Genomic DNA, 17,321 nt, shown 5'->3' with positions numbered 1-17,321 from the left:
ACGGTGGAAGGGGAGCCCGGCATGTACGGCTGGATCTGGCGGCATCTGCCGGGGAACACCTGGGCGAGGGCGGGGATCTCGGTCCTGCTGATCCTGGCGGTCGTGTATGTCCTCTTCCAGTACATCTTCCCCTGGGCCGAGCCGCTGCTGCCCTTCAACGATGTGACGGTGAACGGCCAGTGAGCACCCGAAAGACCCGCATTCTCGTCGTCGACAACTACGACAGCTTCGTCTTCAACCTCGTCCAGTACCTGTACCAGCTGGGTGCCGAGTGCGAGGTGGTGCGCAACGACGAGGTGACGACCTCGCACGCGCTAGGGGGCACCTCCCGCTCGAAGAGTGGGGGAGGGTTCGACGGCGTGCTGCTCAGCCCGGGTCCCGGCGCCCCCGAACAGGCCGGTGTCTGCATCGAGATGGTGCGGCACTGCGCGGCGACCGGTGTGCCCGTCTTCGGTGTCTGCCTCGGCATGCAGTCGATGCAGGTGGCGTACGGCGGCGTCGTGGACCGCGCGCCCGAGCTGCTGCACGGCAAGACCTCGCTCGTCGGCCACGGGGGCAAGGGCGTCTTCGCGGGCCTCCCCGACCCGTTCACGGCCACCCGCTACCACTCGCTGGCCGCGGAGCCCGGCACCGTACCGGAGGAGCTTGAGGTCACGGCGCGCACCGAGGACGGCATCATCATGGGCCTGCGCCACCGTGAACTGCCCGTCGAGGGCGTGCAGTTCCACCCCGAGTCGGTGCTCACCGAGCACGGGCACCTGATGCTCGCGAACTGGCTCGTCGAGTGCGGGGACAAGGACGCGGTGGCCAGATCGGCCGGGCTCGCGCCGGTCGTGGGCAGGGCCTCGGCGTGACCGCGTTGCGCCCCGAGCAGGACGGTGAGGCCGGCGGGTTCGAGGACGCCGTGCGTCGCCTCGACGACCCGCTGAACGACCCGTTGCCGGGGCAGCACCCGTCGCCGTGGTTCCGGCCGTCGGGAGCGCAGGAGCAGGACCCACAGCCGGAGCCCCAGCAGGAGCAGCGGCCGGCCGCGGAGGCGAAGCGCCGCCCCGAGCCGGAGCCCGAGTGGTACGACCCGCAGGGGTACGCCCAGAACTGGTACGGGGGCGGGCGTGAGCAGGCCCCGGAACCGGCCGCGCCCGTAACCGCGCAACACACCCCGGAGCAGGCCCCTGAGCCCGCCTACGCCCCCGTACAGGAAGAACCGGAGCCCGAGCCCGTCGAGCCGGTGCGGGACGACGAGACCGTCGCCCTGCGCACCGCGGACACCCGGCGAATAGTCGAGACCGCGCCGCCCACCGGTGGCCGGGCCGCGCGCAGGAAGGCCGCCAAGCGGGGCGGCGGACGGCACTCGGCGGCGCCCGCCACCGAGCAGGAGCCGGAGGCGGGAGCGGACGGCAAACCGCTGTCCCGCGTCGAGGCGCGCGCCGCGGCGCGTGCGGCCAAGCCGGGTGCCGGGGTGATCGCGAGCCGGGCGGTCGGCGAAGTCTTCATCAGCATCGGGGTGTTGATGCTGCTGTTCGTCACCTACCAGCTCTGGTGGTCGAACATAAGGGCAAACAACATCGCCGGCAGCGCCCGGCACAGCCTCGAGGACGACTGGGCCAACGGCAAGCGCAAGCCCGGCGCGTTCGAGCCGGGGCAGGGTTTCGCGATCCTCTACATCCCGAAGCTGGACGTCGTCGTGCCGATCGCCGAGGGCATCAGCAAGCCCCAGGTCCTCGACAAGGGCATGGTCGGGCACTACGACAAGGACAGCATTCCGACCGCGATGCCGGACGCGAAGAAGGGGAACTTCGCGGTCGCGGGACACCGCAACACCCATGGTGAGCCGTTCCGCTTCATCAACCGTCTCGAACCGGGCGACCCGATCGTGGTCGAGACGCAGGACAAGTACTACGTGTACAAGATGGCGAGCATCCTGCCGCAGACACCGCCGTCGAACACGTCCGTGCTCAACCAGATCCCGGCGGGCTCCGGGTTCACCAAGCCGGGCCGCTACATCACTCTGACGACGTGCACTCCGGAATTCACCAGTACGTATCGAATGATCGTCTGGGGCAAGATGGTCGAGGAGCGTCCGCGGAGCAAGGGCAAGCCGGACGCGCTCGTCGAATAACCGGGGACCACCGGGCACCAGGCATCGGGCAGTACGGCGCACAGAGACGGGGCATGACGCAGTGGCAGCGACGACCGACCATGGGGAAGAAGCCGCACCGAAGGGCCCCTCGCATTCGCCCTCACCCCGGCGCGGCCGGATCGCGACCGCCGTCAGCGTCTTCGGTGAACTGCTCATCACCGCGGGCGTGATCCTCGGTCTCTTCGTCGCCTATTCACTGTGGTGGACGAACGTCGTCGCCGATCGTGCGGCGGGCAAGCAGGGCGACAAGGTTCGCGACCAGTGGAAGGGCAGCAGCGGCCCCGGCGCCCTGGACACCAAGAACGGCATCGGCTTCCTGCACGTGCCCGCGATGAGCAAGGGCGAGGTGCTGGTCGAGAAGGGCACCGACACCAAGATCCTCAACGACGGTGTCGCCGGCTACTACACGGACCCCGTGAAGTCGGCGCTGCCGACGAACGGGAAGAACGGCAACTTCTCGCTGGCCGCGCACCGGGACGGGCACGGCGCCAAGTTCCACAACATCGACAAGATCGAGAAGGGTGACTCGATCGTCTTCGAGACGAAGGACGACTGGTACGTCTACAAGGTCTACAACACCCTCCCGGAGACCTCGAAGTACAACGTGGACGTCCTGGACCGGGTGCCCGAGGAGTCGGGGAAGAAGAAGGCCGGGAAGTACATCACGCTGACGACGTGCACGCCGGTCTACACGTCCACGTACCGGTACGTGGTGTGGGGCGAGCTGGAGCGGGTCGACAAGGTGGACAGCGACCGGACGCCGCCGAAGGAACTGCGCTGACCGGCTGCGCCCACCAACTGCGCTGACCAACGCACTGCGCCCGCTGTACGGACTCCGTACAGCGGGCGCAGTGCGTTGCGGCGGGGCATCAGCCTCCGAGGTTGCCCCCGAAGATGCCGCCGTTGTCGTTACCGCCGTTGTCCCCGCCGCCGCCGACCGTGGTCAGCGTGACCGTGGTGTTGGCGGGGTCGGACGCGGTGTTGGCCGCCGGGTCCTGCGTGATGACCCGGGCTTCGTCGCTCTGGTCGGCGCCGTCGGCGAACTGGACGTTCTTGAAGCCGGCGTCGTTCAGGATCTTCTTGGCGTCCTTGACCTTCTGCCCGACCACGTTCGGAGCAGGGGTCTGGGCGCCTTCCTTGGCGACCTTCAGCGTGACCGTGGAGCCGGGCTCCGCCTGGCTGTCCGCGGGGAGGCTCTGGGCGAAGACCTTGCCGGGCTCGGCCGCGGTGCTCTCCTCCTCGGTGCAGCTCGCCTCCAGCTTGCTGTCCTTGAGCTGCTGGGTGGCCTCGTCGCAGGAGAGGTTGCCGCCGGCCACGTTCGGGACGGTGACGAGCGCCTTCTTCTTGGCGACGGTCAGGGTGATCTCGGTGCCCTTTTCGACCTTGCCGCTGGAGGGGTCCTGCTTGGTCACCGTGCCGGGCGTCCGCTCGGACTCCTCGGTCGTCCGGGTGACGTTCTCGAAGCCCTTGTTCTTCAGCTCGGAGCGGGCCTCGTCGTACGAGAGGCCTGTGACGTCCGGGATGGAGACCTTGGGAGCGCCCGTGGAGACCGACACCGTGACCGTGTCGTTCTTGTCGACCTGGGTGCCGGACTCCGGGGTCTGCGAGCAGATCTGGCCCTTGGGGTAGTCCTCGCAGGGGCCCGACTTGCTGGAGTCCAGCTTGAGGTCGCGGTTCTCGGCCATCTTCTCGGCCTCGTCGACCGTCTTGCCAACGAAGTTCGGGGCCTTGAACGACTCGTTCGCCACGCCCCCGCTGCCGAAGATCTCCCTGCCGATCAGGACGGCGCCGACGAGCACCAGGATGCCCGCGAGCACCAGGAAGATCGTCGACGTGCGGTTCTTGCCCTGTCTGCGCCGGTCGGACCGCTCGTCGTAGCCGAAGCCGCCGTCGTCCGGGTTGGTCGGCGGCAGCATCGACGTCTGGCCCGCACCGTTCTGCGGGCGCAGCATCGCGGTCTGCTGGTCGTCGGGGTGGCCGCCGTAGCCGACCGCGCCCATGGCGGCGGTGGCGGCGACGGGCTGGCCGTCGAGGCAGGCCTCGATGTCGGCGCGCATCTCGTCGGCCGACTGGTAGCGGTAGTCGGGGTCCTTGGTCAGCGCCTTGAGGACGATCGCGTCCATCTCGGGCGTGATCTCGGAGTCGAAGACCGACGGGGCCTGGGCCTCCTCGCGGACGTGCTGGTACGCGACGGCGACCGGGGAGTCGCCGACGAACGGCGGCCGCACGGTCAGCAGCTCGTACAGCAGGCAGCCCGTCGAGTACAGGTCGGAGCGCGCGTCGACCTGCTCGCCCTTGGCCTGCTCCGGCGACAGGTACTGCGCGGTGCCGATGACCGCAGCGGTCTGCGTCATCGTCATGCCGGAGTCGCCCATCGCGCGGGCGATGCCGAAGTCCATGACCTTCACCTGACCGTTGCGGGTCAGCATGACGTTGGCCGGCTTGATGTCGCGGTGCACGATGCCCGCGCGGTGCGAGTACTCGAGAGCCTGGAGGATGCCGACGGTCATCTCCATGGCGCGCTCGGGCAGCAGCTTGCGGCCGGAGTGCAGCAGCTCTCTGAGCGTGGATCCGTCGACGTACTCCATCACGATGTACGGGATGGAGATCTGGTCGACGTAGTCCTCGCCCGTGTCGTACACCGCCACGATCGCGGGATGGTTGAGCGAGGCGGCCGACTGGGCCTCCCGGCGGAACCGGGCCTGGAACGACGGGTCGCGCGCGAGGTCCACCCGCAGCGTCTTCACCGCCACGGTGCGGCCGAGCCGGGTGTCATGGGCGAGGTAGACCTCCGCCATGCCACCACGGCCGAGCACCTGGCCCAGCTCGTACCGGCCGCCGAGGCGACGCGGCTCTTCCATTACCTACCAGCCCTCTCCGTCGGTCCCGACCGTCCCGTGCGGGGTCGGGCGGTGTGCTGTCCGGGCATACCGTACCCGGCTTGCCCAGCGTGACCTGGCCACCACCGTGACCCGTGACAGGACCGGTATCGCCACGTGCATCTATGTGAACAACGAGTGACCGGGCTCACAAGGCGCAGTGAAGCCGAGTTCCGTCGCGTCATTCCTTGCTGTCCACGACCGCCTTCATCACGTCCCGCGCGATGGGCGCGGCCAGACCGCCACCGGAGACGTCCTGACGGCTGGCGGCGCTGTCCTCGACGACGACGGCCACCGCGACCGGCGAACCGGAGTCGGTCTTGGCGTAGGAGACGAACCAGGCGTACGGCTTCTCGCTGTTGTCGACACCGTGCTGCGCGGTACCGGTCTTGCCGCCGACGGTGACGCCGGGGATCTTGGCGTTGGCGCCGGTGCCGTCGTTGACGACCGTCTCCATCATCGACTGGAGCTTCTGCGCGTTCACCTTGGAGAGCGGCCGGCTCATCTCCTTCGGGTCCGTCTTCTCGATCGTGTCGAGGTTCGGGGCCTTCAACTCGTCCACCATGTACGGCTCCATGAGCTTGCCGTCGTTGGCGACCGCGGAGGCGACCATGGCCATCTGCAGCGGAGTCGTGGCGGTGTTGAACTGGCCGATCGAGGAGAGCGCGGTCTCCGACTTGTTCATGTCCTTGTCGAAGTTCGACTTGTTCGAGCGGACCGGGATGAACTGCTCCTTGTTGAAGCCGAACTTGTCGGCTTCCTCACGCATCGCGTCGACGCCGAGGTCCGAGCCGATCTTGCCGAAGACGGTGTTGCAGGAGACCTTCAGGGCGACCCGCAGCGTCGCGTTCTTACAAGGGATGTTGCCCTCGTTCGGTAGCGGCGTCGTGGTGCCCGGCATCGTCCACGGCAGCGGGGTGTCGGTCTTCTGGTCCGGGTCGTAGTTCCCGCTCTCCAGCGCGGCCGCGGCCGTCACCAGCTTGAACGTCGAACCGGGCGGGTACGTCTCGCGCAGCGCGCGGTTCAGGAGCGGCTTGTCCTTGTCCTTGTCGAGCCGCGTGAACGTCTGGCTGTCGTCGGTGGAGTTCCCCGCGAAGGACGAGGGGTCGTACGACGGCGTGGACGCGAGCGCGAGGATCTTGCCGGTGGACGGCTCGATGGCGGCGACGGCACCCTTGCCGCGGTTCTTCAGGCCGTCGTAGGCGGCCTTCTGCGCGTCGGCGTTGAGGGTGGTGACGACGTTGCCACCCTCCTTCTGCTTGCCCGTGATCATGTCGAGGGTGTTGCGGAAGAAGAGGCGGTCGTCGTTGCCGCTGAGGATGCCGTCCTCGAGGTTCTCGATCTGGCTGGCGCCGACGACCTGCGAGGCGTAGCCGGTGACGGGCGACCACATGGGCCCGTCCTTCCAGGTGCGCTTGTACTTGAGGTCGGTGCCGGTGGTCGCCTTGGAGCCGGTGACCGACTTGCCGTCGACGATGATGTCGCCGCGCGGCGTCGAGTACCGCTCGATGGCGACGCGACGGTTCTCCTTGTCGGAGGCGAGCGAGTCGGCCTTCACGTACTGGAGCCAGTTGTCCCGGATCAGGAGGCCCAGGACCAGGAGGCCGCAGAAGATCGCGATACGGCGCAGGGGCTTGTTCACGGTCGGACCACCTGGGTCATCTCGGCGTCGGGACTTGGCGTGGGGCTCGGAGCGGGCCGCCGCGCGGTGTCGCTGATGCGGATCAGGATGCCGATGAGCGCCCAGTTGGCGATGACGGAGGAACCGCCGTACGCGAGGAAGGGCATCGTCATACCGGTCAGCGGGATGAGCCCCATGACACCGCCCGCGACGACGAAGACCTGCAGCGCGAAGGCGCCGGACAGGCCGACGGCGAGCAGCTTGCCGAAGGGGTCGCGGGCCGCGAGGGCGGTGCGCACGCCGCGCTCCACGATCAGTGCGTAGATCAGCAGCAGCGCCATCAGGCCTGCCAGGCCCAGCTCCTCACCGAAGGTGGCGAGGATGAAGTCGGAGTTCGCTGCGAAGCGGATCAGTTCGGAGTGACCCTGGCCCCAGCCGGTGCCGAGGGTGCCGCCCGAACCGAAGGCCCACAGCGCCTGCATCGCCTGCTCGGAGTGGCCCGGCACGCCCTGCCGGCTGAGCATGTACTCCTTCATCGGGTCGAGCCAGGCGTCGACGCGCTGCTGGATGTGCGGCTCGAACGTGGCCACACCGACGGCGCCGACCGCGGACATCATCAGACCGAAGACGATCCAGCTGGTCCGCTCCGTGGCGACGTACAGCATGATGACGAACATTCCGAAGAACAGCAGCGACGTACCGAGGTCGGTCTCGAAGACCAGGATGAGGATCGAGATTCCCCAGACGACGAGGATCGGGCCGAGGTCGCGGCCGCGCGGCAGGTACAGGCCCATGAAGCGGCGCGAGGCCAGCGCCAGGGCGTCCCGCTTCACCATCAGATAGCCGGCGAAGAAGATCGCGAGAACGATCTTCGCGAACTCACCGGGCTGGATGGAGAAACCGCCGACGTGGATCCAGATCTTGGCGCCGTAGATGTTCTGGCCGAGGCCCGGAACCAGCGGGAGCAGCAGCAGGACGACGGCGCCGAGCATGGAGATGTAGGTGTAGCGCTGCAGGGCGCGGTGGTCCTTGAGGAAGATCAGGACCACGATGAACAGCGCGATGCCCATGGCCGTGTACATCAGCTGCTTCGGCGCGGCGCTGCCCGCCTGGTCGATCGACTGCAGCAGCTTCGACTGGTCGAGTCGCCAGATGACCACCAGGCCGAGCCCGTTGAGCAGCGTGGCCAGCGGCAGCATCAGGGGGTCCGCGTACGCCGCGAACTTCCGTACGACGATGTGGGCGACGCCCGCGAGCAGGCCGAGGCCGAGACCGTAGCCGAGCAGGCCCGTGGGGACCTCGCCGTCGAGGGCGAGGCCGACATTGGCGTACGCGAACACCGGGATGATCACGGCGAACACCAGGAGCGCGAGCTCGGTGTTGCGCCGGCTGGGTGCTCCGATCGCTCCAATGGTCGACGTATGGGTCGTGGAGTTACTACTCATGGCGTGCTGGGGCCCCCAACGGCTTCTACTGCTGCGCGCACGCCTTGGCCAGCTGCTGCTCTTCGTCGGAGAGAGTGGGGCCAGGGGTGGGCTTGGGAGAGGTCTTGGACTTGCCGGACGAGGACTCCGACGGGTTCGGCGTGGGTGTGGCGGTTTCCGCGACGCGGTACGACGCCTTTGACGTCGTGCCCCCCGTGGAGGTTCCGCCGGCTTCGCCCTCGCCGGTCTTCGCGTTCTTCTCGTTCTCGGCCTTGTCCCGTGCGGCCTGCTTCTCGCATGCGGTGGCCTGCGCGGAGAGTTCCTGGATCTTGTCCTGGGCGGCCGCCAGGTCGCCTTCGGCGATGGTCGCGTCGACCTGCTTGCGCTGGTACGGCGGCAGGTACTTGAGCTCGATCTCCGGGTGGTCCTTCTCGACGTCGGACAGGCTCACCCAGGCGAGGTCCTGACTGATGCCGCGGTACAGCGCCACGTGCGCCTCGTTGGTGCCGACGTAGTACTGCGTCTGCGTCCAGCGATAGCCGCCGTAGAGTCCGCCGCCGATGACGGCAAGCGCGAGCACCGTGTAGAGGGATCTCTTGAGCCACCTCAGGCGGGGCCGCGGCTTCACGAAGTCCTCGTCCGAGTAGGAGAAGCCCTCCACGGCGCCGCTGTCGGGCGGGCCGAACTCGCCGCCCCCGCCGGCGGATCCACCGGGGGCCTGGCGGCCGAGTCCGGCGGCGCGGCCCGCGGGCGTCTCCATCGCGCTGCCTTCGTGCAGCGCCTGCTGGTTCTCGGCGACCGCGCCGACGATGACGGGTGCGTCCGAGAGATGACCGGCGAGGGTGTCCCCGCTGTCGATGTCCAGGACGTCCGCGACGATCACGGTGATGTTGTCGGGTCCGCCGCCGCGCAGCGCCAGCTGGATCAGGTCCTGGACCGTCTCCTGCGGGCCCTGGTAGCTGGCGAGCGTCTCCTCCATCGTCTGGTGGGAGACGACGCCGGACAGGCCGTCGGAGCAGATCAGGTACCGGTCGCCGGCCCGGACCTCACGGATGGAGAGGTCGGGCTCGACGTGGTCGCCGCTGCCCAGCGCGCGCATGAGCAGCGAGCGCTGCGGGTGCGTGGTGGCTTCCTCTTCCGTGATGCGGCCCTCGTCGACGAGGCGCTGCACCCACGTGTGGTCCTGGGTGATCTGCGTCAGCACGCCGTCGCGCAGCAGATACGCGCGCGAGTCGCCCACGTGTACGAGGCCGAGTCGCTGGCCCGTCCACAGCAGTGCGGTCAGGGTGGTCCCCATGCCCTCGAGCTGGGGGTCCTCCTCGACCATCATCCGGAGCTGGTCGTTGGCCCGCTGCACGGCGGTGCCGAGCGAGGTCAGGATGTCCGAACCGGGCACGTCGTCGTCGAGCGCGACGATGGTGGAGATCACCTCGGACGAGGCGACCTCACCGGCGGCCTGGCCGCCCATTCCGTCGGCGATCGCGAGCAGCCGGGGGCCGGCGTAGCCGGAGTCCTCGTTGCCCTCGCGGATCATGCCTTTGTGTGATCCGGCGGCGAAGCGCAGTGACAGACTCATGCGCACCTGCCCAGCTGGCTCAGACTCCGGGTACAGCCGGTCGTGTCGAACCACACTGCCCACCCTCCGGTCGGGAGCGCGCCGGTGTCCGGGGCAGCAAGGGCCCGGACGTCCGCGTCGGCCCGCTCGCTCCGCTCGCGCTCATTCATGACGTAGCACTACTTCCGCAGCTCGATGACGGTCTTGCCGATGCGGATCGGCGCACCCAGCGGAATCGGCTGGGGCGTCGTGAGGCGGGTCCGGTCGAGATATGTGCCGTTGGTGGACCCGAGATCCTCGACGATCCACTGACCGTCCCGGTCCGGGTAGATCCTGGCATGCCGACTCGACGCGTAGTCGTCGTCGAGCACGATCGTGCTGTCGTGCGCACGGCCGAGCGTGATCGTCTGCCCCTGCAGCGCCACCGTGGTTCCGGTGAGCGTGCCTTCGGAGACGACCAGCTTGGTGGGGGCACCGCGCCGCTGGCGGCCACCGCCCCCTTGCTGCTGCTGCCGCTGCTGCGGAGGCGCAGCGGCCTGTCGTGCGGCCTGTTGCGTGCGCCCGCTTTCACGGCGCGAGCCGCGTGCGGTGACGCGCGTACCGAACAGGTCGCTGCGGATGACCTGGACGGCCACGATCACGAACAGCCACAGAACGGCCAGGAAACCCAGCCGCATGACCGTCAGGGTCAGCTCTGACATTGCCCCCGCTTCACCCTTCGGCTTGCCGGTAAACGATGGTGGTTTGGCCCACGACGATCCGCGAGCCGTCGCGGAGCGTAGCGCGGGTGGTGTGCTGCCCGTCCACCACGATGCCGTTGGTGGATCCGAGATCCTGGATCGTCGAGGGCGTTCCGGTCCGGATCTCGCAGTGCCGGCGCGATACGCCGGGGTCGTCGATCCGCACGTCGGCCTCGGTGGACCGGCCGAGCACGAGGGTGGCGCGAGAGATCTGGTGGCGTGTGCCATTGATCTCGATCCAGTGGCGCACGCGGGCACCGGGCAGCGGGCCCGCATCGGGCTGCTGTCCCTGTGCCGCGGGCGCCGACTGCGGTGCATGCTGCGGTGCCTGCGCCGGACGGCCCGGCGGCGGGGCCGCGGGCATCGGCGGGGCCGCGGTGGGCCCCGGGTATCCGTAGCCACCGGGCGCCTGGCTCGCCTGGTTCGGCCGGGCGGCCGGGGCGGGGCGCTGCTGTTGCTGGGGCCGGTCCTGGCTGGTGGAGGACGCGAGGGTGCGGCTGCGTACGCGGTACAGACCCGTGTCCAGGTCGTCCGCCTTCTCCAGGTGCACCTTGATGGGGCCCATGAAGCTGTAGCGCTGCTGCTTCGCGTAGTCGCGCACCATGCCGGACAGCTCGTCACCGAGCTGGCCCGAGTAGGGGCTCAGCCGCTCGTAGTCGGGCGCGCTGAGCTCCACGATGAAGTCATTGGGGACGACGGTCCGGTCGCGATTCCAGATCGTGGCGTTGTTGTCGCACTCGCGCTGCAGCGCTCCGGCGATCTCGACGGGCTGCACCTCGGACTTGAAGACCTTGGCGAAGGTGCCGTTGACCAGCCCCTCCAGGCGCTGTTCAAACTTCTTCAGGACTCCCATGGGGCACCTCCTCCTTCTTTGCCGTCCTGCCTACTTGGTACTGCTTACTGATCGTATCCACGCGTCGGGAAATCGGCTGGTTCCCCCTGTCCGCCTGCTCGATGAGTGTCGACGCTCACAGCCCCTCACGCGGGCCCCTTGTCTGGGGATCGTAGAGGTGGCCTCCACACAGTGTCCCGTACGCGGCTGTGGACCGTGGGCGATCCAGGCCCCGGGTGCCCGCCGAGAGCCCCCAGGAACGGATGTGAATCCACCCTTCGCAGCGTGCTAATGTTTTGTTCGTCGGAAGGCACAGGGCCCGCAAGGGCACAGGGTTCGGAAGACACACTCGATTGCGCGAGTGGCGGAACGGCAGACGCGCTGGCTTCAGGTGCCAGTGTCCTTCGGGACGTGGGGGTTCAAATCCCCCCTCGCGCACAGTGAAAAGCCCCGCAGATCTTCGGATCTGCGGGGCTTTTGCGTTGCCCGCAGTTGGCGGGTGCGCATACCCACAGGGCCCCATGACCGACTGGTCGTGGGGCCCTGTGGGTTATGTCACGTCGCTACGCGCGCGTGACGCGCGCGTGCTCAGGTGCGTGCGCTTGCTCAGGTAGGTACGCGTCCTCAGGCGGCGAAGCGGGAGGCGAGCGCCTTGCCCTTCTCCTCGGCGTCCGCGAGAGCCTTGGTGCGGGAGGCCTCGAAGAGCGGGATCAGCTCGGACATCGCCGGGTTCTGCGGGGCCATGGTCAGCTCCGGGACGATGAAGTCCAGGTCGAGACCGAGGCCGTCGCGCAGGGCGGCACCCAGGAAGTTCTGCACGTACTCGAAGCCCTCGCGCGGGGTGCCCGGCGCGTAGGAGCCGCCGCGGCTGGCGACGACGGTGACCGGGGTGCCCTTGGCGGACTGGGTCTCGGGGCCCGAGGTGCGGCCCATGAGGATCACGTTGTCCAGCCACGCCTTCAGCGTGGAGGGGATCGAGAAGTTGTACATCGGGGCGCCGATCAGGATGGCGTCCGCCTGCTCCAGCTCCTCGATGAGCTTGACGCGCTCGGCGAAGGCGGCGGCCTGCTCCGGCGTGTGCGCGTCGGCGGGGACGAAGCCGGCCACGTGGGCGTCGGCGGTGATGTGGGGCACCGGGTTCGCGGCCAGGTCGCGGTAGACGACGGTGCCCTCCGGGTGCTGCTCCTCCCAGGCCTTGCGGAAGGCGTCCGTGACGGCACGGGACGCGGAGGCCTGGCCGTCGAAGACGGAGGAGTCGATGTGGAGCAGGGTGGCCATGGTTCTCTCCCGTGAGGGTTGAGGGCGCCCTGTCAGGATGGGACCGAGGGCGCGGTAATTGAGTATGTAACTAGTAATAGCACAGGGGCTTACTTTTTTTCACCCCCATACGAGAACGCAGTACCCTGGAGGCATGGTGGGCAACGGGGAAGACATGAGCGAGGCGTGTGCGGGAGGCGCCGTGACCCACGAACCCCAAAGGTGTTCGACGGTCGACATCGGCATGACGCGCGTCTTCGGACTGCTGGGCAAGCGCTGGACGGGGCTGATCGTGTCCGTCCTGATGAGCGGCCCGAGACACTTCGCGGATCTGCGCAGGGCCATCCCGGGCATCAGTGAGCGGATGCTCTCCGACCGGCTGACCGAGCTCGGCGCGGCCGGCCTCGTCGTGCGGCAGGTCGACGAGGGGCCGCCGCTGCGCGTCTCGTACCGGCTCTCGGCGGCGGGCGCGGCGTTGCAGCCGGCGCTGGGGGAGCTGGGGGACTGGGCCGAGAAGTATCTGGGGGCCGAGGGCGGGACGTGTCCGGAGGAGTTCCGGAAGTAGCGGGGCCGGAGGCGTCGCGGGGTGACGGGAGTGGAGGTGCCCTGGGGGACGGCGCTGGAGGCTTCCCGGAGTGACGGGGCCGGAGAGGTTCCGGAGCAACGGGCTCGCGGAGTGAGCGAGTTGTGCACGTGCTGAGGGTTTTCCACAGGCCCTGACGGGTTTTCCGGCCCGGCGGTACGGTCGTGACCGATTGCACGCGACGTGCGGGGACGGCCTCGTGCGTGACGTTCGTACGGGAGCGGGGGAGGCGGTCGGTCATGGGCGGATCGGATCACGTGGCGGTGCCGAGGCAGGGCGGGGCGCCGGAGGCCGGGGCGCGGTTGCTGCCGCGGGTGCCGGGGTTCGCTGAGGCTGCGGGAGGCTCGGGCAGCACGCCGAAGGCTGCGGGCAAGGCGCTGCGCGAGAAGGTGCCGCGGACCGCGCACCGGGACTTCGCGGCGGACCCGGACAGGCCCGACGGGTCGGCCGCCGTCGAGGAGTCCAACCGCGGCAGGATCCCCGAGCTCACGCCGATACGCGTCGGGCGCATGGCCGCCACCCCCTTCGCGTTCCTGCGCGGCTCCGCGGGCCTGATGGCGTACGACCTCGCGCGCACCCCGGTGACCGGCATCGGCGCCCAGATCTGCGGTGACGCGCACGCGGCCAACTTCGGCCTGTACGCGGACGCGCGCGGCGGCCTCGTCATCGACCTGAACGACTTCGACGAGACGGTGCACGGCCCCTGGGAGTGGGACCTGAAGCGGCTCGCCACCTCGCTCGTGCTCGCCGGCCGGGAGGCGGGGGCCGACGAGGACACCTGCAAGGAAGCGGCGCACGACACCGTCGGTGCCTACCGGCGCACTATGCGCCTCCTCGCGAAACTCCCCGCCCTGGAGGCGTGGAACGCGATCGCCGACGAGGAGCTCGTCTCCCACGCGAACGCCCGGGATCTGCTCGGCACCCTGGAGCGGGTCTCCGAGAAGGCCAGCAGGAACACCAGCGGACGGTTCGCGGCCAAGTCCACGGTCGCCGTCAAGGGCGGTGGACGGCGGTTCGTGGACGCGCCGCCGGTGCTGCGCTCGGTGCCCGACGAGGAGGCCGCGGCTGTCGCGAGCGCGCTGGGCCCCTATCCGGACACCCTGTCCGCGGACCGGCTGCCGCTGCTCGGGCGGTACGCGATCCATGACGTGGCGTTCCGCGTCGTCGGCACCGGCAGCGTCGGCACCCGCTCCTACGTGGTGCTGCTCCTCGACCACCGGGGCGAGCCGCTCGTGCTGCAGGTGAAGGAGGCGCGGGCATCGGCGCTGCTTCCGCACCTGCCGACGGCCGGGTTCGCGGCGGAGCCCGTCGAGCACGAGGGGCGGCGGGTGGTGCTCGGGCAGAAGCGGATGCAGGTCGTCAGCGACATCCTGCTCGGGTGGACCACGGTCGACGAGCGGCCTTTCCAGGTGCGGCAGTTCAGGAACCGCAAGGGCAGCGTCGACCCGGCCGCCCTCGCCGCCGACCAGATAGACGACTACGCCCGGATGACCGGCGCCCTGCTCGCCCGCGCCCACGCGCACAGCGCCGACCCGCGGCTCGTCGCCGGGTACTGCGGCAAGAACGAGGAGCTGGACGAGGCGGTGGCCGCGTTCGCCGTCGCCTACGCGGACCGGACCGAGGCCGACCACGGGGAACTGGTGCGGGCCGTGCGCGAGGGGCGGGTGGCGGCCGAGGCGGGCGTCTGAGGAGCGGGGCGCCGCAGCCGTTCCGGTCCGGTCAACACCGTGCCCTACGCTGGCCGTGTGACGACCCCGGAGACCGACGATGTGGCAGGGCAGCCGGAGGAGCAACCTCGGGAGCGCCTCAAGGACCGCCTGAAGGAACGCCTCAACGAGCGGGCCCAAGAGCGGAGCGCGGAGCGGCCCGAGGCGCGCCTCGAGCGGGCCGTGCGCGCCGCCGAGCAGGCGTTGATCGAGTTCGAGATCGCCGTGGAGACCTTCCGCGTCGAGGTGGAGAACTTCTCGCGCCTGCACCACCAGAAGCTCGGGCCGATGTACAGCCGGCTCGACGAGCTGGAGGCGCTGATCGCGGAGGCGACGGCGGCCCGCACCGGTGATCCGGAGGACCACCGCAAGGCCGACGAGGCGCGGGCGCGGGTGATGCCGATGCCGGGCGTCGAGGAGCTGTTCCACGGGTGGATGGACGGGGACGGGCTGTTCCCCGAGGCCAGCGCGATGCTGACCGATCAGCCGGTGCGGCCGCCGCAGCGGGTGCGGCCCAGCGAGGAGGCGCGCAAGCTCTACCGCGCGCTGGCCCGCAAGGCGCACCCGGACCTGGCGCAGGACGAGCGCGAGCGGGAGCGCCGCGACGAGTTCATCGCACGGGTGAACGCGGCGTACGGCCGGGGTGACGCGGCGTTGCTGCGCGAGCTGGCCGAGGAGTGGGACGCGGGCCCGGTGCCGCCCGAGCAGCAGCCGAGCGAGAGCGAGGAGCTGTACGCCCGCCTCGAGTGGCTGTCGCAGCGCAAGGAACTGCTCACGGCGGTGGCGCAGGAGCTGGAGGAGAGCGCGATCGGCTCCATGCTGAAGATGGCTCCCGACGACCCGGACACCCTGCTCGACGAGATCGCCGAGAAGCTGCTGGCGCAGGTCGCCGAGCAGGAGGCGGAGCTGGAGCGGCTGACCGCCTCCTGAGCTCCGGGGCCCGAGAGGGTAGCGTCGGGGGCATGGTTTTCGGTTCTGGTGTGCCCACGGTCGCTGTCGACGAGCTCAAGGAAGAGGACTTCCTCCTCGACGTCCGTGAGGACGACGAGTGGCAGGCAGGTCACGCGGCGGGTGCGCTGCACATTCCGATGAGCGAATTCGTCGCCCGCTACGGCGAGTTGACGGAGGCGGCGCCGCAGGACGGCCGCGTCAACGTGATCTGCCGCTCCGGCGGACGCTCCGCCCAGGTGACGATGTACCTGGCGCAGCAGGGCGTCGACGCGGTGAACGTCGACGGGGGCATGCAGGCTTGGGAGGCGGCCGGCCGCGCCGTCGTGGACGACAACGGGCAGCCGGGCGCGGTGGCCTGAGAGCTGTTTTTTCGGCTTTCGGGGCCTGACATCTGCTTTTTGGGGTTGATCACCCCAGGGGATGCGCCGCCAGCAGGTCGCCGAGTGCCTCCTCGTGGGCGGCGGCCGGGCCGAGCGAGAGCTCCAGGTGCTTGGCCCACGCGTGATAGCGGTGCAGCGGGTAGTCCGTGTCCGCGCCGAAGCCGCCGTGCAGATGCTGTGCGGTCTGCACGACGCGTCGTACGCCGTCGGACGCCCAGGTCTTGGCGACCGCCACGTCCCCCGCGACCGGCAGTGGGCCGCTCGCGTTGCTGCTGATGCGCCAGGCCGCCTGCCACAGGGTGGCCTCCATGGCGCGCAGGTCGATATAGCGGTCGGCGGCCTGCACGGCCACGGCCTGGAACGTGGCGATGGGGTGGCCGAACTGCTCGCGCTTGCCCGCGTAGTCGCTGGTCATCTTGAGCACGCCCTCCCCGAGACCGAGCGCGAGCGCGCAGGTGCCGGTGGCGAGCAGGTCGTGCAGGCGGGACCAGGCCGTGTCGTCCTCGATGAGGTGCGGCCCCTCGACGCGCACGCCGTCCAGGCGCAGCTCGGCCTGGCGCTCGCCGGTCGTCGATATCTGCTCGGCGAACGTGAGCCCCGGTACGTCGGTGGACGGCCCGGGGAGTACCGCGAGCACCGCTTCGCCCTCGCCGGTGTGTGCCGGGACGAGGATCAGGTCGGCGCCGAAGGCCCAGGGCACGGCCGTCTGTACGCCGTCGAGCACCCAGGTGTCCGGTCCCGCGCCGGCCTCCTTGCGCGCGGTGACCGCCAGTTCGGCCGGGTCGTGTCCGGTGTGGCCCGCGGAGGCGACGGTCAGCACGAGCTCGCCGCGTGCGGCGCGGGGGAGGATCTCCTGCCGCAGCTGGTCCCCACCGCATGCCTGTACGACCGTCGCGGCCGCGCTGTGTTCGAGCAGCGGGATCCGGGCGAGGACCTTGGCCGATTCGCGCAGCACCAGGCAGAGCGCGATGGCGTCGAGTCCCGCTCCGCCGTGTTCCGGCCCGATCAGCAGGCTGAGCAGATCGGCGTCGGCGGCCTTCGCCCACAGCGCCCGGTCGAAGTCCTCGGCGACCGCGCCCGAGGTGAGTGAGGGGCTGGGCACACCGTCCGGCGCGACCGGTCCGAACACCGCTTGCGCCGCCTCTACGGCCGCCTGTTGCTCCTCGGAGAAGGTGAAGTCCACTGGCCTTTCCTCCCGTTACGCCATTCCTGCCGTGCCTGCCGTACCGCGCCCGCGATCTGACGGGTCGTCA

The 17,321-nt window shown here is 69.7% G+C and carries 16 protein-coding genes and 1 tRNA gene; 9 read left to right on the top strand and 8 right to left on the bottom strand.

Annotated elements, in window-relative coordinates:
- Positions 1 to 21 precede the first annotated feature (21 nt).
- The 4 genes from OHA73_RS22340 to OHA73_RS22325 all read left to right on the top strand — a co-directional run bounded on the left by OHA73_RS22340 (position 22) and on the right by OHA73_RS22325 (position 2,921).
- Positions 22 to 183: a hypothetical protein gene (locus tag OHA73_RS22340; protein ID WP_266711932.1), complete on the top strand. Its 162-nt coding sequence runs from the start codon at positions 22 to 24 to the stop codon at positions 181 to 183.
- Entirely contained in the window at positions 180 to 854 is a 675-nt protein-coding gene (locus OHA73_RS22335) for an aminodeoxychorismate/anthranilate synthase component II (protein ID WP_266711930.1), read from the top strand. The genes OHA73_RS22340 and OHA73_RS22335 overlap by 4 nt, the downstream gene beginning before the upstream one ends.
- Positions 851 to 2,119: a class E sortase gene (locus OHA73_RS22330; RefSeq protein WP_267069892.1), complete on the top strand. Its 1,269-nt coding sequence runs from the start codon at positions 851 to 853 to the stop codon at positions 2,117 to 2,119. Before OHA73_RS22335 ends, OHA73_RS22330 begins: the two co-directional genes overlap by 4 nt.
- 61 nt (positions 2,120 to 2,180) lie before the next feature.
- On the top strand, positions 2,181 to 2,921 hold the full coding sequence (locus OHA73_RS22325; RefSeq protein WP_266711926.1) for a class E sortase: 741 nt from the start codon (positions 2,181 to 2,183) through the stop codon (positions 2,919 to 2,921).
- Positions 2,922 to 3,009: 88 nt separating this feature from the next.
- Here the strand turns inward: OHA73_RS22325 and pknB are convergent, their stop codons facing one another.
- The 6 genes from pknB to OHA73_RS22295 form a co-directional block, all read right to left on the bottom strand.
- Complete coding sequence (gene pknB / locus OHA73_RS22320; RefSeq protein ID WP_267069893.1) at positions 3,010 to 5,001, bottom strand: Stk1 family PASTA domain-containing Ser/Thr kinase; 1,992 nt, start codon at positions 4,999 to 5,001, stop codon at positions 3,010 to 3,012.
- Positions 5,002 to 5,200: 199 nt separating this feature from the next.
- A complete protein-coding gene (locus OHA73_RS22315; protein ID WP_266711922.1) occupies positions 5,201 to 6,661 on the bottom strand; it encodes a peptidoglycan D,D-transpeptidase FtsI family protein in 1,461 nt (486 codons plus the stop codon).
- Positions 6,658 to 8,085: an FtsW/RodA/SpoVE family cell cycle protein gene (locus OHA73_RS22310; RefSeq protein ID WP_266711920.1), complete on the bottom strand. Its 1,428-nt coding sequence runs from the start codon at positions 8,083 to 8,085 to the stop codon at positions 6,658 to 6,660. Before OHA73_RS22310 ends, OHA73_RS22315 begins: the two co-directional genes overlap by 4 nt.
- 25 nt (positions 8,086 to 8,110) lie before the next feature.
- Positions 8,111 to 9,640, bottom strand: coding sequence for a Stp1/IreP family PP2C-type Ser/Thr phosphatase (locus tag OHA73_RS22305; protein WP_266711918.1), 1,530 nt, complete (start codon positions 9,638 to 9,640; stop codon positions 8,111 to 8,113).
- Positions 9,641 to 9,798: 158 nt separating this feature from the next.
- Complete coding sequence (locus tag OHA73_RS22300) at positions 9,799 to 10,320, bottom strand: FHA domain-containing protein FhaB/FipA (RefSeq protein WP_266711916.1); 522 nt, start codon at positions 10,318 to 10,320, stop codon at positions 9,799 to 9,801.
- A gap of 10 nt (positions 10,321 to 10,330) precedes the next feature.
- Positions 10,331 to 11,212 (bottom strand): FhaA domain-containing protein, encoded by an 882-nt coding sequence (locus OHA73_RS22295; RefSeq protein ID WP_266711914.1) that lies wholly within the window; start codon positions 11,210 to 11,212, stop codon positions 10,331 to 10,333.
- A gap of 334 nt (positions 11,213 to 11,546) precedes the next feature.
- On the opposite strand from OHA73_RS22295, the gene OHA73_RS22290 reads away from it, so the two are divergent.
- Positions 11,547 to 11,629, top strand: a tRNA-Leu gene (locus OHA73_RS22290).
- A gap of 186 nt (positions 11,630 to 11,815) precedes the next feature.
- On the opposite strand, the gene OHA73_RS22285 is transcribed toward OHA73_RS22290, so the two are convergent.
- Positions 11,816 to 12,469: an FMN-dependent NADH-azoreductase gene (locus tag OHA73_RS22285; RefSeq protein ID WP_266711912.1), complete on the bottom strand. Its 654-nt coding sequence runs from the start codon at positions 12,467 to 12,469 to the stop codon at positions 11,816 to 11,818.
- A gap of 154 nt (positions 12,470 to 12,623) precedes the next feature.
- Between OHA73_RS22285 and OHA73_RS22280 the strand changes: the two genes are divergently transcribed.
- The 4 genes from OHA73_RS22280 (at position 12,624) to OHA73_RS22265 (ending at position 16,047) form a co-directional block, all read left to right on the top strand.
- Entirely contained in the window at positions 12,624 to 13,013 is a 390-nt protein-coding gene (locus tag OHA73_RS22280; protein ID WP_266718726.1) for a winged helix-turn-helix transcriptional regulator, read from the top strand.
- A gap of 257 nt (positions 13,014 to 13,270) precedes the next feature.
- Positions 13,271 to 14,719, top strand: coding sequence for a DUF2252 domain-containing protein (locus OHA73_RS22275; RefSeq protein WP_327655942.1), 1,449 nt, complete (start codon positions 13,271 to 13,273; stop codon positions 14,717 to 14,719).
- Between the two features lie 57 nt (positions 14,720 to 14,776).
- Complete coding sequence (locus OHA73_RS22270; protein ID WP_327655941.1) at positions 14,777 to 15,667, top strand: hypothetical protein; 891 nt, start codon at positions 14,777 to 14,779, stop codon at positions 15,665 to 15,667.
- A gap of 50 nt (positions 15,668 to 15,717) precedes the next feature.
- Positions 15,718 to 16,047: a rhodanese-like domain-containing protein gene (locus OHA73_RS22265; protein WP_266718725.1), complete on the top strand. Its 330-nt coding sequence runs from the start codon at positions 15,718 to 15,720 to the stop codon at positions 16,045 to 16,047.
- Between the two features lie 49 nt (positions 16,048 to 16,096).
- Here OHA73_RS22265 and OHA73_RS22260 read toward each other — a convergent pair whose 3' ends face one another.
- Positions 16,097 to 17,251 (bottom strand): acyl-CoA dehydrogenase family protein, encoded by a 1,155-nt coding sequence (locus tag OHA73_RS22260; RefSeq protein ID WP_327655940.1) that lies wholly within the window; start codon positions 17,249 to 17,251, stop codon positions 16,097 to 16,099.
- Positions 17,252 to 17,321: the final 70 nt, after the last annotated feature.

It is taken from the genome of Streptomyces sp. NBC_00483 (assembly GCF_036013745.1).
Lineage (GTDB): Bacteria > Actinomycetota > Actinomycetes > Streptomycetales > Streptomycetaceae > Streptomyces.
This window is presented reverse-complemented; position numbering and strand designations above follow the sequence as displayed.